This is a genomic window from Psychrosphaera algicola, assembly GCF_028401425.1.
Lineage (GTDB): Bacteria > Pseudomonadota > Gammaproteobacteria > Enterobacterales > Alteromonadaceae > Psychrosphaera > Psychrosphaera algicola.
The window spans coordinates 3,732,105-3,749,446 of the sequence record NZ_JAQOMS010000002.1 but is presented as its reverse complement, the minus strand read 5'-3'; the positions used below and the strand labels follow the sequence as shown (position 1 = coordinate 3,749,446).

The following is a 17,342-nucleotide window of genomic DNA, read 5'->3' as shown; positions in this document are numbered from 1 at the left end:
GATTGTGCTTATAGTCTAGGTCATTTAAGAATAAAAATAGCTGGCTAGCCTCTGACCGAACATAACCGCATCACGCACATTTTGATTTGAGATCGCAAAGTTAAAAGCCGCCTGAGTATATTCAATGGCGTGATAATAATTCCCTACCTGTTGATATAATTCGGCGAGTTCACTTGCATATTGTTGTTTTTCGGTATTGTCTAAGTTGGGCTCTAATTGATGTATTTCAGCCATAGTTGCAATGGCTTTATGAGGCATAGCTAAATGTTTTTGAAGCTGGGCTTTATGTGTCAGTAGCACCTTTTTTGTTCTGGGGAAAGTGACGAACTCTCCTCCAAAAACCGGATTATTGACTGTAATACACGCTTTGGCTTTTCGTCCTGCTGTGAATCGATATAGCTAATCATGGCGGAAAAGTCAGCAAACTTTGCTGGCATCTGCTCAATTTCTAAGGCGTCAATAGAGCCAACAACGACCACTTTGTCATCGTCAACAAAAGGCGAGTTTTGACTATAAGCAACTGAACTAACAATTAACAAAGTAAAAGCTGACATTATCTGCAACACAAATTTAAGCATTAATTTCAATCGCTCTATACAGTTATATCGATTAAACGTATGTCACTATTTTGGCAGGTAACGAGACAAAAACCAATCCGACTATTTTTTATTAGCTAAATACCTTCAACTTTAGACTTTGAAACGCAATGTTAAAGAGAACTAAAACGACAATGCCAAGCGAAAACCAATGGTGCCGCTTTTTCTGCTCTTGGCCATTTTCTCACGGCCCGTACTAGAGATGTTTTTCATTTTTTGGTGCCAAGCGCCCCCTGATCACGACATTTGAGCAATTGTTGATGTTCGGTCAGAGGTCGCCATAATATTGCTGCTGGTAATTCGGGGTCCAGCAACTTGCTGTCCACTCACTGACATTTCCAAGTAAGTCAAATACCCCTGATATTGAAGGTGAATAACTCATAACCGGCGCGGTTCTACGTCCAAAGCTTTTACCAAAACAATCGGCACAATTGGCTTCTATTTCACCTAAAAGTAATTTTTCATTAAATGGGTCATCCACCCCAAACTTGGCAGCATATTCCCACTCTAATTCTGTAGGTAATCGAAATTTGATATCAGATAGGCCATTAAGCCAAGGTATAAATTGTTTTGTTATTTGTTCATAACTGACTGACTCGACAGGACGCAGAGCATCAAGTGACGAACGTTTCACTGAGTCTAAGACACATGACTCACTGTCTACACAAAGTAGATACATTTCATTTGTTACTTCATGGGACATTATCGAAAAAGCCTCAACTGAGGTGACTATGACAGGCTTTGATTCTTTGCCAAATTGATTAGACCCGAGTTCTAATGAACCGCCTTCAAACCGAACCATTGCCCTTAACATTGATTCTACAATTTGTTTGTTGGTTTGTTCTGTCCTGTTAGCTTCAAATTCATCTAACACGCTAGGTTTATTACCGAATGCGACGCTTTTTGGTGCAACTCTTTTCAACCCTCGGTCTGCATTGATTGCCATTTCATTTGATTCAATTACAGTATATTCAGCAGGCGTTTGTGCAGCGCTCATCTGCTCAGTGGTTTTGTTTGCTCTTTTTTATCAAAAGTTCCTGCGTCAATTTCAGATCCATTTATAGCCCCATTTTCCCCATCACTTTTGGTATTAAGTGACACCGCTAACTTTTTGAAATACTGCTCAATTGTCCCTGATGAATCGATAAATTGAGTTAATGTAAAACCACCAACCACCAAGGTAAATACAGCGACACTGGCCAATCTATATTTAGATGTTTGCAAAGGATTAAATTCAGAAAATACCTTTAGTTTACATAAGAGCAATAGCCCCAGCGCCAAAACACCGACAATGGCAATTAAAAAGGCAATGTAAAACTGGCTACTGCTAGATTGGGTTTGACTGAAGCTAAAATCGTAAACCGACCGATTTGATTCTTGAGGAACTTGAAACCCCTCAGTTTCCTCCATTACGTCCAGCCTAACCCGTTGAAACAACTGTGATAAATTTATGCCCGGGGAGTCGATATGGGACAAAATAGCAGAGACATAAACGCTGTTTTCATTTCGTTTTCCGTCAAGAGATTGTTCACTAGGACCGGTTCCAAAAGCCACAAAAAGTTCGGTTTCACAATTTCAGTCCAACCGCCCACTTTGCTATTTAGTGAGGTGAAGGGTAAATCCCGGCAGGCATCTAAGATCACAATATTCAATAAGTTATTTTGTTGTTCTAGCTGTTCGGTCACCCATTGCATTGAGATAAATTGCTGTTCGATATCACGGTTATTCAATTCTTCTTTTTGCATCAATTGCGTATCAACAGGCACTAAATAATTCACTCTGTTTAGCTGAACACCATGACCCGCATAAAACACAGTTACTACAACATTGTCGTTTTTCGCCTTCAAAACATTAATATCAGCGATAAACTCTGCAAACTTTGATTCAAACGCCCCTTTATTCGTGTTGTGGATTAGATGAGTTTGGAAACCAAGATCGGTAAGCTTGCGACTCATTGCCACACTGTCATTTATCGGATTGTCTAATTTCAAATCAGAGTCGTCGTAATTCGCATTGCCAATCACCAGCGCGATTTTTTCTATTTTTGATCCAGCAAGAGAATCCGTTTGCATCAACAAACAAGCAAAAATAAAGATAGCTAACTGGTTAATCATTTTATTTCCCACGCAATCTCCATCACCTATTACTGTACCAGCCAACTTAATTTTAAAGTTTGTCGACTATCGAAATGAGCCTATTGGTTTTATGACCAATCGATTTATTAATTAAGTACAAATTATTAATTAAGTACAAATTATTTATTAAGTACAAAAGCAATCTTTATGCCGATGTAAATTAGGCCTAAAGTTTGCAATACAGTGTTTACACTAATACGCTAACATCGAACGAGCTTAGGTCGATTTACAAACGCAAGTCGATGGTATAAACGGTTGATAAAAAGCAACAAAATTTAATGAGGGCATTTAAATGTCAAAAAACATTTCTATATTAGCGGCCCTGTTAATGTCGTTTTTTGTCAATCATTAATGGCAATGTCTTATATGGGGCTCGGGGTCGACAAATCTTTGGCGCAGGCAAAACAGCTCGCTTTATCTGATTTACAGCAAAATCTGTACGTCTACGTAGAAACTAAAACGCACGTTGAGCGAAGCACTCAAACAGCAAATTACTATCGACTAACCAGCAAATTGTCATCGCAACTGCAGATTATGGGGACTCAAAACGATTGTTTACGGGTTAATAACGAACATCACTGCACCGTAGAGCTTGGCGAAGCACAGGCTGAACTTTATGCGGCCAAAATAACTCGGCTGATTCGTCAAATTGATGAACTCTGGGAACTGACTAAAAAGTCATTAGGTAACGACAAGTTTGCACAATTACAGCAGCTGTTATTGCTTCATGAACAGCTCAAAACAATCGTTGTCGTTTATGAACTACTCGCACCAAATACCCCCATTGGCAGCCCTATTGTGAGTGAGCCACAAATTAATAGCGCTTTGGCTAATATTCAAAGTAGACCTTCCAATATCGACGAACTCGCTATTGCGATTGCAACTCCGTTAAAACAATACCGTCGTATATTTGTGAAACCATTCACCCCAATTGAATCGTTAGAAGTTACGCCATTTTCTAGAACACTCAGGGCAAAAATAATTTCGCATCTAGATGTTATTTCTGACCGAGACTATGCTTTTTACGAGCTAACAGGAAACTATTCGTATAATGAAAAGCACATCAACATTCAAAACAACTTAATTGCCCTAGTTAAAGAAAAAAACAAACAAATTGTCCATGCCAATAGCCAGCAATTGACATTAGGCGCAATTGCCAATTTAGATTACCTACCTAAATCATTAGAGTTTGACCAACAACTCATTAAAGAACATATAATTGGCAATGACTTCAAGATCCAGATTAAAACAAATAAAGGTTCCCGAGATTTGCTATTTGAAAAAGGCCAAACCGTTAAGTTACTGGTAAAGCTTTCGCATCCTGGCTATTTTTATCTCGTAGGTCACAGCCAGAATAGTCAAAAGTCACAGTCATATTTAGTGGATTTAAATGACAGTAGCGATAATCAGAAATTCATTCACTACCTCGGAGTTGAACAAATTAACCGTTGGGTTGATATCGGTCAGTTTGACGTGACAGCCCCTATGGCAGTGAATCGATTCAAGCGTTCGGCACACTCGACTACCCAGACGACAAGCTGCCAACTACGCAATTTGATGGGACTTATTACCTCATTAACGGCTCGTTTTCACAGGTTGCGAGGAAAACACGAGGTTTAGTTAGAAAATCAAGATCAAATAAACCTGAGCAACAAAAAAGACTAGGCACACAAATAAAAAGTGACAAGCCAGTGATTACCGACAATACTTCGACAATTCGCGATGTAAATCTAAAGAAGAGTGCAAAATTGACGAAAAACAGTCAATTTAATACCCACGTCTTTGAAAACGCGATAAATACGAATAAAGTAGCGGAAGCCGTACTAAAGTTTACGACCTATGGATCAATGCCATAGCGTTGTCATATTCAAATCATATTATTAAGTTTAATTTTTAAGAGGAAGTTTCATGGAACAAGTAGTTAATTGGTTTTCAAATAACTCAGATCAAATAGTTGAATCTGGTATTCAGCTAGCTTATGCCATAGCGATTTTTATCGTTGGTAAAATGATTGCTCGTGCAATTAGTGGTTTGCTAGAAAAAGCGTTAAAGAAAAAGAATGTAGATAAAGCTGTAAGTGGCTTTTTAGGTAGCTTGGTTTATGCACTCGTCTTAGTGGCGGTTGTGCTAATGGCGCTGTCGCAAATTGGTGTACAAACAACGTCCTTTATCGCTATCTTAGGTGCGGCTGGTTTAGCCATTGGTTTAGCGCTAAAAGACTCGTTGTCAAACTTCGCATCTGGTGTTCTTATCATCATTTTAAAACCATTTAAAGCGGGTGACTTTGTCGAAGCGGCTGGCGTAGCTGGTAGCATTGTAAAAATTGAAATATTTTCAACTATATTTAAAACCGGTGACAACAAAGTTGTTATCGTCCCTAACTCTACAATCACAGGCGGCGCAATTGTTAACTATTCACGTGAAGCTACCCGTCGTGTAGATATGGTAATTGGCGTAAGCTATGACGCTGATCTTAAAGTTACTAAAAAGCTTCTAACTGATATCGTAACAAGTCATGAGAAAGTATTAGCTGACCCAGCTCCAACAATTGCTGTCGCTGAACTTGCAGATTCTTCTGTTAACTTCGTTGTTAGGCCTTGGACAAATACAGCTGATTTTTGGACAGTAAAATTCGATCTTACTGAACAAATTAAAATCGCTCTAGATGAAGCTGAAATCGGCATCCCTTACCCACAAATGGATGTTCACGTTCATAAAAACGACTGATAACATACATTGTCTTGTATTCAGACCGTAAATAAAAACCAGATATAAAAACTTATATCTGGTTTTTTTATGTCTAAGCGTCATCCGAATATTCTAATTAAGGCTACAACCTAAGCTTGCTCTTGCTCTTGCTTTTGCTTTTGCTTTTTTATTAATGCCAACAACTCTGCCATTGGCATCGCTTTACCAAATAACCAGCCCTGGGCAAACTCCACACCTTCATCTAATAATGCTGAACGTTGCATTTCATTTTCAACGCCCTCGGCGACGATTTTTAAGTTCAGCTGTTTTGCAATATCCACAATATGAGGTATTAATGTTGAACGGATTGAACCATCTTCCATTTCACTGATAAAACTGCGGTCTATTTTCAGTGTATCGCAGCTAATGTCTCGTAATTGCTTAAGGTTTGAATAGCCAGTACCAAAGTCATCTACGGCAATTAAAAAGCCTTTATCAGAAAGTTTTTAAGCGCTTTAGCACTGCTTCGAGTCGACAGTTTTTCATCTTCTGTGATCTCAATAACGAGCTGCACCTTTGACTCTAACAATTCGGGTAATTTAAGGATTTCCAACACTTGTGAACTAGATATATCTTTAGCAAAAAAATTGATGTTAAATTTAAACCCTTTCAATTCTGGGGCAATCAACTCTACATCTCTAAGCGTTTCTAAAATAACTTTTTCAGTAAATGACTAAGGTAAGCTCCAATTTGTTAATTAGCGGTATAAATTCATCAGGATACACATCCCCTGAATATCTTTATATCGAGCCAAAACTTCACACCCAACAATCTTGCCTGAGCGTAATTCAACTATTGGTTGGTAAAGGCAATAAAATGCATCATTGCCAAATCCACGCCTAATTCTTGATTTTATTGAGCGATATTTACGTAATTGTTTTCTAATTAACACGTAAAACATTAACGATAAGCAAATAATAAGTAGGTAGGTTAAATTAAGACTTTGATGATAATGTTTATATAGCTGACCTTTGTCACTTAACAAGCCTATACAATAAGGTGCTTTTTACTGCAACCAAAATTAGAATAGGTGGACAAATTATCAGGCTGAAATATGCCTTTTTCACCGACAATGTGAATGTTTTTTCCATTATCTTGATATACCAACTGCCAATGAAATTGGTTGTCCACTAAGCCATTTAGAGACTCATCTCTAATAACCGCGTTATAAGATTTTAAGCGGGCGATACTGGCTAAATACAGGTTATCAAATAGCGCAATATTATGGTTAACTGAAACTTCAAAACCGTTTAAACTCACATAGTCAGAATCAGCAGCATCTATCGGATTGTCTAAGACGCCTAAGCCTGTTGTGCAAACCAACTTGCCATTGCGTATAAATCCTATGTCATTTATAAAGTTAGATTTAAACAACTCTCGACGCATTTGAATTAGTAAATCTTTGCTGCAATCTTGTTCGGGTATGTTGTTTAACTGATGCAGAGTCTCGGCGACTTCTGAAATAATGATGTCTAACTTTTCAATACCCGATTGGGCTTCTCTTACTAACGTCTTTTTAATATCATTTTCAAAATATAAAGACGCAGAAAACCACATTAAAACGGCTAAAATAACAACCGAAACTAATGCAAAAACTCGGTCAAAAGACGCAGTGGAAGAACTTGACATACAATCCTATTGTAAATGGTTATTACCTTTGAGCAATTCTATTAATGTCACTTAAAGAAGCAAAGCATTAATAATGCATTGAACTTGGTTTGATCATAACATTACCTTTTTTAAGGAATTAAGACTAACTGATTTTTAACGCTTTCTTAACACCTTAATGCACTTATAATTGAGAATTTTAGCAAACAATTGAAATTTAGGTTACAAATTATCTCCATAGATAAATTTATTTTACAGAGCTAAAATAAAGCGACAAACAAATATTTAATAAGTTATAGTTTTTTAAATTGGCATATTAATCCCCAATTTGCTTGAATAAGAATTCAGAGCTTCAAGAGTGGTAATAATGACGCGGCTAAACAAAACGGACTTAACTTTCCTCGTGTGCACATTGATGTGCGCGGTTTTGCTGTCTTTCAAATCCTATGCAGTCACAAAAGTTACCATTGGAATTATTCCCGGCGCTATTGACGTAAATTCAAAATTATCAAACGACTATATGAACTTTATCCGACAACTAGAAGATTCAACATTGGATTTTGTACCTATGGCTCGGGCAGACCAAATGTTTGAGCGTAAACTTGTAAATTGTATTTTTCCAGCCAGTACCGCCCAGATGCCTAACAAGGAAAGGTTCATCCAGAGTAAGCCACTGAAGACTATATACGCGTACATATTAGTTAAAAATAAAGCGTTACTAAACCAATCTTTAGCCGACAAAAATATTGCGTTAAAGCGCGGCCTAGGTTTTGGTAATATTCGGAACCGAATTTTTGCAAATTACGTTGAACTTAACACAGACGAACTTGTGCTGAAAATGCTTAAAAGAGAACGTGTAGATGCAATCGTGGCATACCTTCCTGACCTTATTGCAGCGCAGCACAAAATAGGGAAAGACACCTTCCTTACTACAACAAAGAGCAGCCTATCTACGAAGCGGATGAAGCTATGGTATGTTATAAAAATGCGCAGAATGAAAAGTACATTGCCAACGCCAACAAGATAATTGACGCCTTAAAAATGCACGAGAAATAATACACATAACCAAAAACTTAACATTATAAAACCTCAAACATTTAACAGAATAAACTTTGTAACCCCGTCGAAGTGTTATGAAGTAAGGTTAAATGTTGATTTATTACTGCATATTACAGTTTTTTATTCTAAAATTTAGACACCCATTTAAATTAGTACCGACATTCGAGGCAGTAAACATTATGTTTGTTTTTCAACAAATATCGAATGCTATCCTAGTGCTACTTTTAATTCTCATTAGTTTTTCAGCAACTTCCGAAGAAACAATTCACCTCGACCGTTTTAATTCAGGCGCCATTGGCAAAAATGTCAGCTATTTCCAAGAAATAGACGGGCAACGGTTAACCCTTGAACAAGCGAAATTACGTTTTACCCAAGGCAATGTAAAAAAAGTACTGGGAGCTCCCTCACCTTTGGTCTAGGGGTACCAACAGTATGGTTGAAAACAAGGATATATCGCCCCGCTCATTTAGATTTAAATTACCGCCTTAGCTATCGAAACACCTTGGTTGGACTACGTTGACACGTATATTGTCCACAACAGCAAAACCTTAAGTGCGGTTAGTGGGGGCGACGGCATTCCTTATGAAGAAAGACCGATGCAATATCGAGTATTTGCGTTTGAGACTGGATTTGAAGTTGGTTATTCTGAGATTTTTATCAGAGTTGAATCTAAAGGCCCTATGGTTATACCAATCAGGCTTGATGAGGTTCAACAAGCGATTCAACGTGACATTAGTACGGCATATGAATATGGTTTAATTTATGGATTGATGTTTGCTCTAGCGGCATATAATTTCATTTTATTTGTCAAAATTAGGCAAAATGAATTTGGGTTATATGCACTGTATCTAACTGGATTTGTCTTTAACAGCTTGTCCTATACAGGACAACTGCATACCATATTCACACCTAATTTGGGTCCGTTATATCAAGACTGGATGGATATCTCCTTGATGATTACTTACAGTGTATTTGGGTTGCACTTTGCGAGGACAACGTTAAAAACCAAAATGTATGCGCCAAAACTAAATAAATTTGTGGTTTGGGTAGCAAGCAGTATACCTATTGGAATGTTAATTGGGGCGTTGTTTAATAATCTCCAAATTTCGATGATACTGGCATTTGCACTTAATTCATCATTTGCCTTTTTATTTATTATTATGGGCTTCAAAGCAGTAAAAAATAACATAGCTTCGGCAAACTTGTTTTTCTTCGCATCTGTAACGGCTGCCTCATGCATTGGGATCAGCACTTCTGCTGTCGCTGGCATCTTGCCTTACAACGACTTTACTTTTAAAGCGATTGAAGTCGGTATGGCGTTAGAGGGTATATTATTGGCCATTTTACTTGCTGAACGATTTAGGACGGCACAGCGAGATAAAATTATCGCCGAAGAAAATGCTCGTACTGACGAACTAACCTCACTAAACAATCGTCGAGGATTCAGAGAGGCTATTGCACCACTTTGGCAGCGATTGCGGCACGAGAAAAAGACGTCACAGCTGTATTGCTCGACATTGATAAATTTAAGTCGCTAAATGACAGGTACGGACATGCAACTGGAGATTTGGTTTTGAGTCACATAGCGAAAGTTCTAGATAGAACAGCCCGCCGTGGCGATATTTTGGCTCGTTGGGGGGAAGAGTTTATATTATTGCTGCCTGATACAAATCAAAAAGAAGGTATTCTACTGGCAGAAAAACTTCGAGTCGCAGTGAGTTCTAGCGCCATTTATTATGGTGGCGAGACTTTATATGTCACCGCAAGCATCGGCGTTGCTGGTACTCATGATTCTCATATTAATGGTAAAAATGTCAAAGCCGTAAGACTTGAAGATCTCATTCAGCTTGCCGATGACGCTCTTTATGGTGCTAAGCACGGTGGCCGAGATCAAGTCTTTGCCAATCAACTCGCACTCGTGAACCAATAAAACTTTGACACAAAGAGCTTTAAAAACTCCTTAGTTAGTTTATTCGCGCGTGATTGCATCTTTTAGCGGATGTTTAGCGCTTTTCGGTAAATTCACCGCACGTTGTCGCTCACAATACGCTTTATCGCTTTTGTTCCAGATGTCTAACGAATCTAACTATCTTTTTATTTGAACCAGTTAACATTACTGCAATAGTAAAAAGACAATTGCTAAGTGTCCGAACGAGGAGTTTTTGTGTCTGAGTGGTTAACCGTTCTTCCCCAATTATCGCCATAATAGTTGTATTGTGGCAAAAGAAGTTGTTCTAGCATTGCTATTGGCGATGTTTAGCTCAGAATTTCTGCTCATGTTTAAACAACAAGACGACCCCGCAATTAGTCATTTTTTATTGGCTGGTATCGACCGTGTTGTGGCGGTTTTTAGTTCTCCGGGAAATACTAGGATCTTAATATTTTCGATGTTAGTCGGCGCCTTACTCATATTTATGCGTAAATCTGGCGGTGTAACGGCAACGGTCAATTATTTAATTAAGAAAGGTTTAAGCGGTACGCCTCGACGTGCTCGTTTCCTAGCCTTTTTCACCGGTGTGGCAATTTTCATCGAATCAAATTTAAGTGTTTTAATGGCAGGTATTATCTCCCGTGGTCTGTTTGATAAGTTCAAAATGAGCCGAGCGCGCTTGGCTTATATTATCGATAGCACCTCAGCACCAATATGTATCCTCATTTTACTTAACGGCTGGGGAGCCTACATATTAGGACTAATGGGAGCTTATGAATTAGAACAATCGACGGTGAGCATTTTATTGCAGACAATCCCTTTTAATTTATACCCAATTATCACATTGCTTATCGTGCTCTATACCATCATCGCCGATAAGACCCACGGGCCGATGAAAGTCGCGGAACAAAATACAAGGTTAAACGAACAAGAGTCGGAAATAACCAGTCACTCTAGTCATCCAGCCTTTATGTTAATACCGTTAGCCGTTATGTCAGTGTCTATGGTCGGTTTTATGTTTTTAACAGGAAATGGTAATTTTACCGACGGTTCGGGTTCTAAGTCTGTATTATATGCGACATCTCTTGCCTGCTTAACAGCGTATTTTATGTTAATTGGCTCTAAAAAGTTTAATCATAAAGAGGCTACTGCATTAGGCTTCCGAGGCATGTCAGACCTTCTTCCTTTAGTGACAATTGTATTATTTTCACTGGCACTTGGCGCTAGCCTTAAAGAATTAGGTACGGGTGCTTTTATTGCTAATTTGGTCGCAGATAACTTACCGCTATTTCTAGTCCCAGCCATGTTATTTATTGCCGGCGGTTTAATGTCATTTTCGACGGGTACATCCTAGGGAACGTTCGCAATATTAATCCCCATTGGAATGCCACTTGTAATCGAAATCGGTCTTCCTGCACCACTAATTCTAGCGGCTATTTTAGGTGGCGGCATATTTGGCGATCACTGCTCCCCTATTTCAGATACAACCGCTGTGAGCTCTGTGGCGTCTGGTTGTGACTTATTAGAGCACGTTAAAACACAACTCCCTTACGCTCTATTTGGTGGTGCACTATCGATTATCGGTTATGTCGTGTTGGGATTAATGATGATTTAGCGACGCCATAACTCCTTTGGGTGTTCAATAGCGTAATGCCAATAGATATAGAATATTTACTAAATAGGCCTTAATTCAATTGAGGCCTATTTTAAGTTTACTATTTGCTTAAACCTTAAAAATATCTTCTTTTGGTAGAGCCATTTCATAACTAAAAAACTGCCAAGGCAAAATGCAATAGCAAACATCAACGAACCGAGATAATTCCCAAATAAGGGTTGGAATAGTTTTTGAAAAAGCCAACCGTGCAATGTCGTGTCTGCAACAGGAATCATTATAAGTAACCGCGCGACTATCGCTGAGAACATATAAAATGCAATGGCGTTGGCACCAAATATAACAAATGGCGCTGTCCAATATTTGGATTTTTTAATATCGACAATGTATGTCAACACGCCTAAACAAACTAGGCCCCATCCCGTGCTCATCACCACATAACTTGAAGTCCAAATTGACTTATTAATTGGCAAATAAATAGACCAAATTTTTGCCACGAATAAACATACCCCTCCGGCAATCAACATTAATTTTACTTTCTTAATTAAAGGGATATGTTTTTTAACAATAATTCACCAGTGAATACCCCGGCTAATGCTCCGGCAATTGCAGGAAACGTGCTTAAAACACCTTCGGGATCAAACGCAAACGGAGTTGCAGAAGAAAAATAGAGATTTTTAGAAGCAAATAAAGTGTCATCCAACCACGCACTTATATTATTACCAAATTCCAATTTCCCCACAAAAAGGCCAGTATGTTCGTTACCGTATGGCACCCACATCAATATCGCCCAATATCCTAATAATAACGTTGCCATAACCAACGCTCTGCCGACTTGTTTAAACCAGAGTACGATGCAAACTGTTGCAAAAATATTAGGCCTAGGCGCTGTAGAACGCCCATAATACGAATAGACATAACTTGCTGTTCGAGCCAATCAAATTTTGGATTTGTAAAATCATAATAAAAAACGGCTAAAAATAACCCAAGCGCAAATAATTTAGCCCCCGGACAAATGCTGTTTTAATCAACTTGGTATTTATTTCAGGCGTTTTGGGTTTTCTATCCATAACGATGGCCATAGATATGCCAATGATAAACACAAAAAAGGAAATATAAGATCTGTTGGGGTCCAACCATGCCACTTCGCGTGGGCCAAAGGGGCATATGTATAGGACCAACTACCGGGATTATTGACGAGCACCATCGCCGTTATCGTAATGCCACGAAAAACATCAAGAGACAATAATCTTTGCGGTGGTAGAGTGGCTAATATCTGGGCTGAAAATCGATTAAACCAACCTTTCATCAACCAAATCTCCTACTTTCGATAACTACATATTTTTCAATTTTGAAATGCACTTGTACAACAACGCGCCCAGACTTATGAAGGCAGGTTGACTCTTAAAACCGCTTTGAGCTGTTCTAGGAAAAATGGTTTTGCAAGATACGACTTTATCCCTAATTCTCTTGCAATTAACCTATCTTCTTGCGTAACGCTGGCACTGAGGATAATGATTGAAATACCATCCCAATTTGGATTATTTCTAATAGCTTTAGACGTCATAAAACCATCGAGAACCGGCATTTGTAAATCCATCAAAATGATATCCGGCGTGTTTGATTGCAAATAATCTAAGCATTCTTGCCCGTTATTACTCACTAAAGGTACCGCACCAAGCGACTCCAATTGCTTTTTAACAACTTCCTGATTAACTAAATTATCTTCAACAATAAGGACATTTAAGCCAACAAAACTCTCTTCATTAACCTCTTCTTTATCGTCTAAGGTGGCTTTTAGAATCTGTGGCTCACTTTTACTAAACATTAACATTGCTCTAAACTCACTGCCCGCACCTACTTTACTTGATACTTGAATATCACCGTACATTAAGTGCGTTAGTTCGTTGACTATCGATAGTCCTAGCCCTGTTCCACCAAACCGCCGAGTTGTAGTGCTTTCCGCCTGCTGAAACGGTTTAAAAATAATCTTTTGCTTATCTTCTTCAATTCCCAAACCTGAATCACTAACGACGACTTGAAGCTGGTAACTATCAACTGTTTTGCTAAAAACTGTGGCGGACAATTTAACAAACCCATTATCTGTAAACTTAATGGCGTTACTTAGTAAATTAATTGCGATTTGTTTAAAGCGATAATTATCACCTTTGACCCAAATATCACCAAGGTCATCAATATCAACTATAAAATCTAAACCTTTGCCAAGGGCAATTTCTCTAAGCATGTCTGCGACATGATTCAAACTTTCAGTTGGTTGAAACGAGGAATTTTCGAGCTCAAACTCATTTGTTTGGATCTTAGAAATATCTAACACATCATTGACGATATTTAGCATGGTTTGTGAACTGGCTTCAATTTTCCCTAGGTATTTGCTTGCTTCAACATCTTTGGTTTGTCGTTTTGCAATTTCGGTAAACCCAATAATAGCATTTAGTGGGGTACGATATTCATGGCTCATATTGGCTAAAAACATCGTTTTGGCCCTATTCGCTAATTCCAGTTTTTTATTACTTTCAGTTAAGTCTTGAGTCTTTTTCAAAACTTGCATTTCTAAGTTGGCGCTAAAACTTGTGATGGAATATAAAAAGATAATGCTGACAACCCCAAACAAGGTGCCACCAACGACAACCAACCAACTTGCCCAATCGACTAAATGACTTTCAAACTCTTTTAAACTGGTAAATCGCAATGTCCCTTGTTTATCAAATACATCAACTAAAACTTGATGGGAAAACAATCCATTACTGTTAAACCCCTTTGATTGGAACGTATTGCCCGCGCCATATGTAAACTCAAACGCAAACTCGTCTTGATCGGCGGCAGGTAGATTTTGGAGCAAAACGTCGAGTTCGAACACTGCCTCTACCGAACCAAGAAGCTGCTCCAAATGAGGACGAGTAGGATCGAGCGCACCTGACTTATATACCGGATAGTAAACAATCACTCCAGTGAACTTATCTTGCTGTTGTACAAGCGGCAGAGTTGCGGTAACAATGAACTTATCATTCTCCATTGCTTCGCGAATCTCATTTTTACCGACGGATGACTATTTAAGTCCAACCCCAACGCGGCTCTATTGGTCTTTAACGGTTCGGAATATAAAATTGGAAAATATACGGCGGCTTGAGGGGATGTTTTAAACCCTTTAGCAGCAAGATACTTAATCTCAAAATCGTCGAACCCTTCACTTTTAGCCTTTTGTTCAAATGCAGCTCTATTGGCTCGGGTTACTTTTGGGATCCACGCAACAGCACGTAAATTAATATTTTTATCCGCTATTTTTTGACTAAAGTTTTCGAAATCATAACGCGAGACAAAGTCACTTGATTGAAACAAGCCACTTAATGCCAAAAGTTGATGTTTAATTGATTCCTGCGCATTTTCAAATTGCTTAATAAATGCTGTTGTTTTTTGTTCAAATGTTAATTGATTTTGCGCTTGATATTTATCACTTGAGAATGCAAACAGCAGACTAATAAAACAAAAAACAATGACGTTAGAGAATACTATTTTTAAAGGTTGTGCAGGGGTTTCAACAATGGCGTTGGGTTTAATAAATAGAACTAAAGGTGCGAAAAAAGTACGCCTGTAAAGTCACCGACCCACCAAATAGCCCACGTGAAAATGGCTTCTTGGTAATTCAAATCATTTACAACATAAAGAATTGACGCGCCTAGGGCACTTGCAACTAAACAGGATAGCGGTCCAATTATGAGTAAAAATTTAACGAGTTTAGAAAGCTTAGAGGTCTCCACTGGTAGCTTTATATATTTGAATATTATGCGTTTTGTAATAATCAGTTGTAATAAACTGCACACACATAAGGCCACTGGCAGTGCCCATGTTTCCAAATCAAACGCCATACCTGAGTGATAGACAGCGAGAAGGTAACCAAAGAACACACCAATAAGAGCAGGACGCCCAAATAATAAATAAATACCTAACGAAATGCCGGCTGCTGGCCAGATAGAACTTGCAAAGCCAAAGGGAATAGCAAACATTAACCCAATTTTCGAGAAAATAAATTCTGCAATAAATGCAAATAATACAATTGATATGTTTTTCAAAATATTCCTTTAACCAACGGAAGCGCCTACAGGTTTACTATAGGCGCTCAATATCGTTTCAAAAGATAGAAAGTAGGGTTTAAATTTACTAGTGTAAACATTACGTCGTATATTCAACTAATCTGTAATAGGTTGGACAAACATTTCGCCAACTTCAAGTTTATAAACAGCAACCAATGTCCCTGAGCCTATATGCTCATTCGCTTTAAGCTTCCAATCAATGCCTGAATAATGATAGTTGACTACAAGATTTGGTCCAACATCGTCTTCAAGAATGAAGGTCATGTCAGTCAAGTCTGAATGTACTGTTGCCGGAGCAGCACTTGAATTACTTTGTAATAATTTTAATGGCTTATAAAGCAACAGCGTACAAACGATAGAAAATAACGCTATAGACAAACTTATGGCGAGCATACCTTCACCGATTAGGCCAAAGAACACTAACGTACCAGTCAATATAGTGGCTAAACCCAAAATAGTCAGGAAAAATGTAGCAAATCCCATAGCGAGAATATCGATGGCCGCGAGTATAAGACCCGCCGCTAACAATACTTGATAAGTTTCACTAAATAGCGTCATTGGCTTTCCACCTTACTTTTTTGAGTTTAGTGTGTTAATTATGGTCATCGCTTGCGCCACAATGTTTGACGCGTCTGTGCTACTGTCAGGTAATAAAACCACAGATGATTCTTTAGCAATTGCTTGTTTAGCCGCAATTGCTTTTGTAGCTAAATCTAGTTGAACCGCACTTTGACCCTGTTCTGTTTTCGCGATATTACCAACCGTTTCAAGCGCCTCAGCCTGAGCTTTGGCAACTTGCATAATAGCGAGTGCTTCACCTTCAGCACGTAATATTTGCTCAGCTTTCTCACCTTCAGCCGCCAATACTTGGGCCTGCTTTTGTCCTTCTGCTACATTGATCGCCGCTTGTCTATCACCTTCCGATTCTAAAACCTGCGCGCGTTTTTCTCGTTCAGCTTTCATTTGTCGTTCCATCGCTTCCATAACAGAAGAAGGTGGGACAATGTCTTTTATTTCATATCTTAAAACCTGAACACCCCATGGCGCCGCGGCATCATTAATAGCAGACACGATATTACTATTTAAACTATCACGTTCTTCAAACGTTTTATCCAATTCCATTTTACCGATTTCGCTTCGCATCGTTGTTTGTGACAACTGAATAACAGCAAAGATGTAATTGTCGACACCATACGATGCCTTGTATGGGTCAAGTACACGGAAATATAATACGCCATCAACGGTCAATGATATATTGTCCCGGGTAATTGCGGACTGACTTGGCACGTCTACAGCTTGTTCTTTTAACGATCTGTCGTAAGCAACTTTATCAATAAATGGCACGATAAAGTTAAGACCCGCTTCTATCGACTTATTAAATTTACCAAAACGTTCGATTAAAAAAGCTCTATTTTGCGGCACAAATTTAATTGACGACTTTAGTAATACAACTATCAATACCAATAACGCAAATTGAAACGTTAAAACATGTTCAAAAATACTTTCCATTATCATTTCCTAGTTTCCTAAATTAATTTACTTGCT

General features: G+C 38.4%; 22 protein-coding genes and 1 pseudogene. 7 read left to right on the top strand and 16 right to left on the bottom strand.

The window, feature by feature from the left end; genetic code table 11:
- Window positions 1–24 precede the first annotated feature (24 nt).
- The 5 genes from PN838_RS20615 to PN838_RS20595 all read right to left on the bottom strand — a co-directional run bounded on the left by PN838_RS20615 (window position 25) and on the right by PN838_RS20595 (window position 2,710).
- On the bottom strand, window positions 25–258 hold the full coding sequence (locus PN838_RS20615; protein ID WP_272181821.1) for a hypothetical protein: 234 nt from the start codon (window positions 256–258) through the stop codon (window positions 25–27).
- A 32-nt stretch (window positions 259–290) separates the two neighbouring features.
- Entirely contained in the window at window positions 291–554 is a 264-nt protein-coding gene (locus tag PN838_RS20610) for a hypothetical protein (protein ID WP_272181820.1), read from the bottom strand.
- Window positions 555–864: 310 nt separating this feature from the next.
- Entirely contained in the window at window positions 865–1,593 is a 729-nt protein-coding gene (locus PN838_RS20605; protein WP_272181819.1) for a formylglycine-generating enzyme family protein, read from the bottom strand.
- Window positions 1,590–2,150, bottom strand: coding sequence for a caspase family protein (locus tag PN838_RS20600; protein WP_370661056.1), 561 nt, complete (start codon window positions 2,148–2,150; stop codon window positions 1,590–1,592). The genes PN838_RS20605 and PN838_RS20600 overlap by 4 nt, the downstream gene beginning before the upstream one ends.
- The gene (locus tag PN838_RS20595; protein WP_272181817.1) at window positions 2,045–2,710 is read right to left on the bottom strand and encodes a caspase family protein; all 666 of its coding nucleotides are present in this window, start codon (window positions 2,708–2,710) and stop codon (window positions 2,045–2,047) included. Before PN838_RS20595 ends, PN838_RS20600 begins: the two co-directional genes overlap by 106 nt.
- 387 nt (window positions 2,711–3,097) lie before the next feature.
- Between PN838_RS20595 and PN838_RS20590 the strand changes: the two genes are divergently transcribed.
- Both PN838_RS20590 and PN838_RS20585 read left to right on the top strand, forming a co-directional pair.
- On the top strand, window positions 3,098–4,351 hold the full coding sequence (locus PN838_RS20590) for a hypothetical protein (protein WP_272181816.1): 1,254 nt from the start codon (window positions 3,098–3,100) through the stop codon (window positions 4,349–4,351).
- Between the two features lie 288 nt (window positions 4,352–4,639).
- Complete coding sequence (locus PN838_RS20585; protein ID WP_215965401.1) at window positions 4,640–5,458, top strand: mechanosensitive ion channel family protein; 819 nt, start codon at window positions 4,640–4,642, stop codon at window positions 5,456–5,458.
- 110 nt (window positions 5,459–5,568) lie between these two features.
- On the opposite strand, the gene PN838_RS20580 is transcribed toward PN838_RS20585, so the two are convergent.
- The 3 genes from PN838_RS20580 to PN838_RS20570 form a co-directional block, all read right to left on the bottom strand.
- The gene (locus PN838_RS20580) at window positions 5,569–5,901 is read right to left on the bottom strand and encodes an EAL domain-containing protein (protein ID WP_272182669.1); all 333 of its coding nucleotides are present in this window, start codon (window positions 5,899–5,901) and stop codon (window positions 5,569–5,571) included.
- Window positions 5,901–6,092: a hypothetical protein gene (locus tag PN838_RS20575; protein WP_272181815.1), complete on the bottom strand. Its 192-nt coding sequence runs from the start codon at window positions 6,090–6,092 to the stop codon at window positions 5,901–5,903. Before PN838_RS20575 ends, PN838_RS20580 begins: the two co-directional genes overlap by 1 nt.
- A gap of 374 nt (window positions 6,093–6,466) precedes the next feature.
- On the bottom strand, window positions 6,467–7,108 hold the full coding sequence (locus PN838_RS20570) for a CSS-motif domain-containing protein (RefSeq protein ID WP_272181814.1): 642 nt from the start codon (window positions 7,106–7,108) through the stop codon (window positions 6,467–6,469).
- A gap of 391 nt (window positions 7,109–7,499) precedes the next feature.
- Here PN838_RS20570 and PN838_RS20565 point away from each other — a divergent pair, with 391 nt between their 5' ends.
- The 5 genes and pseudogenes from PN838_RS20565 (at window position 7,500) to PN838_RS20545 (ending at window position 11,691) form a co-directional block, all read left to right on the top strand.
- On the top strand, window positions 7,500–8,114 hold the full coding sequence (locus PN838_RS20565; RefSeq protein ID WP_334313413.1) for a transporter substrate-binding domain-containing protein: 615 nt from the start codon (window positions 7,500–7,502) through the stop codon (window positions 8,112–8,114).
- 211 nt (window positions 8,115–8,325) lie between these two features.
- Entirely contained in the window at window positions 8,326–8,565 is a 240-nt protein-coding gene (locus PN838_RS20560) for a hypothetical protein (protein WP_272181813.1), read from the top strand.
- Between the two features lie 57 nt (window positions 8,566–8,622).
- Window positions 8,623–9,684 carry a 7TMR-DISM family protein gene (locus tag PN838_RS20555; RefSeq protein WP_334313547.1) on the top strand — a complete coding sequence of 354 codons (1,062 nt, stop codon included), beginning with the start codon at window positions 8,623–8,625 and terminating at the stop codon, window positions 9,682–9,684.
- Window positions 9,612–10,076 carry a GGDEF domain-containing protein gene (locus PN838_RS20550; protein WP_272181812.1) on the top strand — a complete coding sequence of 155 codons (465 nt, stop codon included), beginning with the start codon at window positions 9,612–9,614 and terminating at the stop codon, window positions 10,074–10,076. The genes PN838_RS20555 and PN838_RS20550 overlap by 73 nt, the downstream gene beginning before the upstream one ends.
- Before the next feature lie 234 nt (window positions 10,077–10,310).
- Window positions 10,311–11,691, top strand: a pseudogene (locus PN838_RS20545) (Na+/H+ antiporter NhaC family protein).
- A gap of 86 nt (window positions 11,692–11,777) precedes the next feature.
- Here PN838_RS20545 and PN838_RS20540 read toward each other — a convergent pair.
- The 8 genes from PN838_RS20540 to PN838_RS20505 form a co-directional block, all read right to left on the bottom strand.
- On the bottom strand, window positions 11,778–12,215 hold the full coding sequence (locus PN838_RS20540) for a hypothetical protein (protein ID WP_272181811.1): 438 nt from the start codon (window positions 12,213–12,215) through the stop codon (window positions 11,778–11,780).
- A 17-nt stretch (window positions 12,216–12,232) separates the two neighbouring features.
- Window positions 12,233–12,505: a hypothetical protein gene (locus PN838_RS20535; RefSeq protein WP_272181810.1), complete on the bottom strand. Its 273-nt coding sequence runs from the start codon at window positions 12,503–12,505 to the stop codon at window positions 12,233–12,235.
- 222 nt (window positions 12,506–12,727) lie between these two features.
- Window positions 12,728–13,000: a hypothetical protein gene (locus tag PN838_RS20530; RefSeq protein WP_272181809.1), complete on the bottom strand. Its 273-nt coding sequence runs from the start codon at window positions 12,998–13,000 to the stop codon at window positions 12,728–12,730.
- A gap of 72 nt (window positions 13,001–13,072) precedes the next feature.
- Window positions 13,073–14,722 (bottom strand): ATP-binding protein, encoded by a 1,650-nt coding sequence (locus PN838_RS20525; protein ID WP_272181808.1) that lies wholly within the window; start codon window positions 14,720–14,722, stop codon window positions 13,073–13,075.
- Window positions 14,650–15,060: a CHASE domain-containing protein gene (locus PN838_RS20520; RefSeq protein WP_272181807.1), complete on the bottom strand. Its 411-nt coding sequence runs from the start codon at window positions 15,058–15,060 to the stop codon at window positions 14,650–14,652. The genes PN838_RS20525 and PN838_RS20520 overlap by 73 nt, the downstream gene beginning before the upstream one ends.
- A gap of 212 nt (window positions 15,061–15,272) precedes the next feature.
- Complete coding sequence (locus PN838_RS20515) at window positions 15,273–15,776, bottom strand: MASE1 domain-containing protein (RefSeq protein WP_272181806.1); 504 nt, start codon at window positions 15,774–15,776, stop codon at window positions 15,273–15,275.
- A 117-nt stretch (window positions 15,777–15,893) separates the two neighbouring features.
- Window positions 15,894–16,355: an NfeD family protein gene (locus PN838_RS20510; RefSeq protein ID WP_272181805.1), complete on the bottom strand. Its 462-nt coding sequence runs from the start codon at window positions 16,353–16,355 to the stop codon at window positions 15,894–15,896.
- Between the two features lie 12 nt (window positions 16,356–16,367).
- A complete protein-coding gene (locus tag PN838_RS20505) occupies window positions 16,368–17,306 on the bottom strand; it encodes an SPFH domain-containing protein (RefSeq protein ID WP_215965394.1) in 939 nt (312 codons plus the stop codon).
- Window positions 17,307–17,342 lie beyond the last annotated feature (36 nt).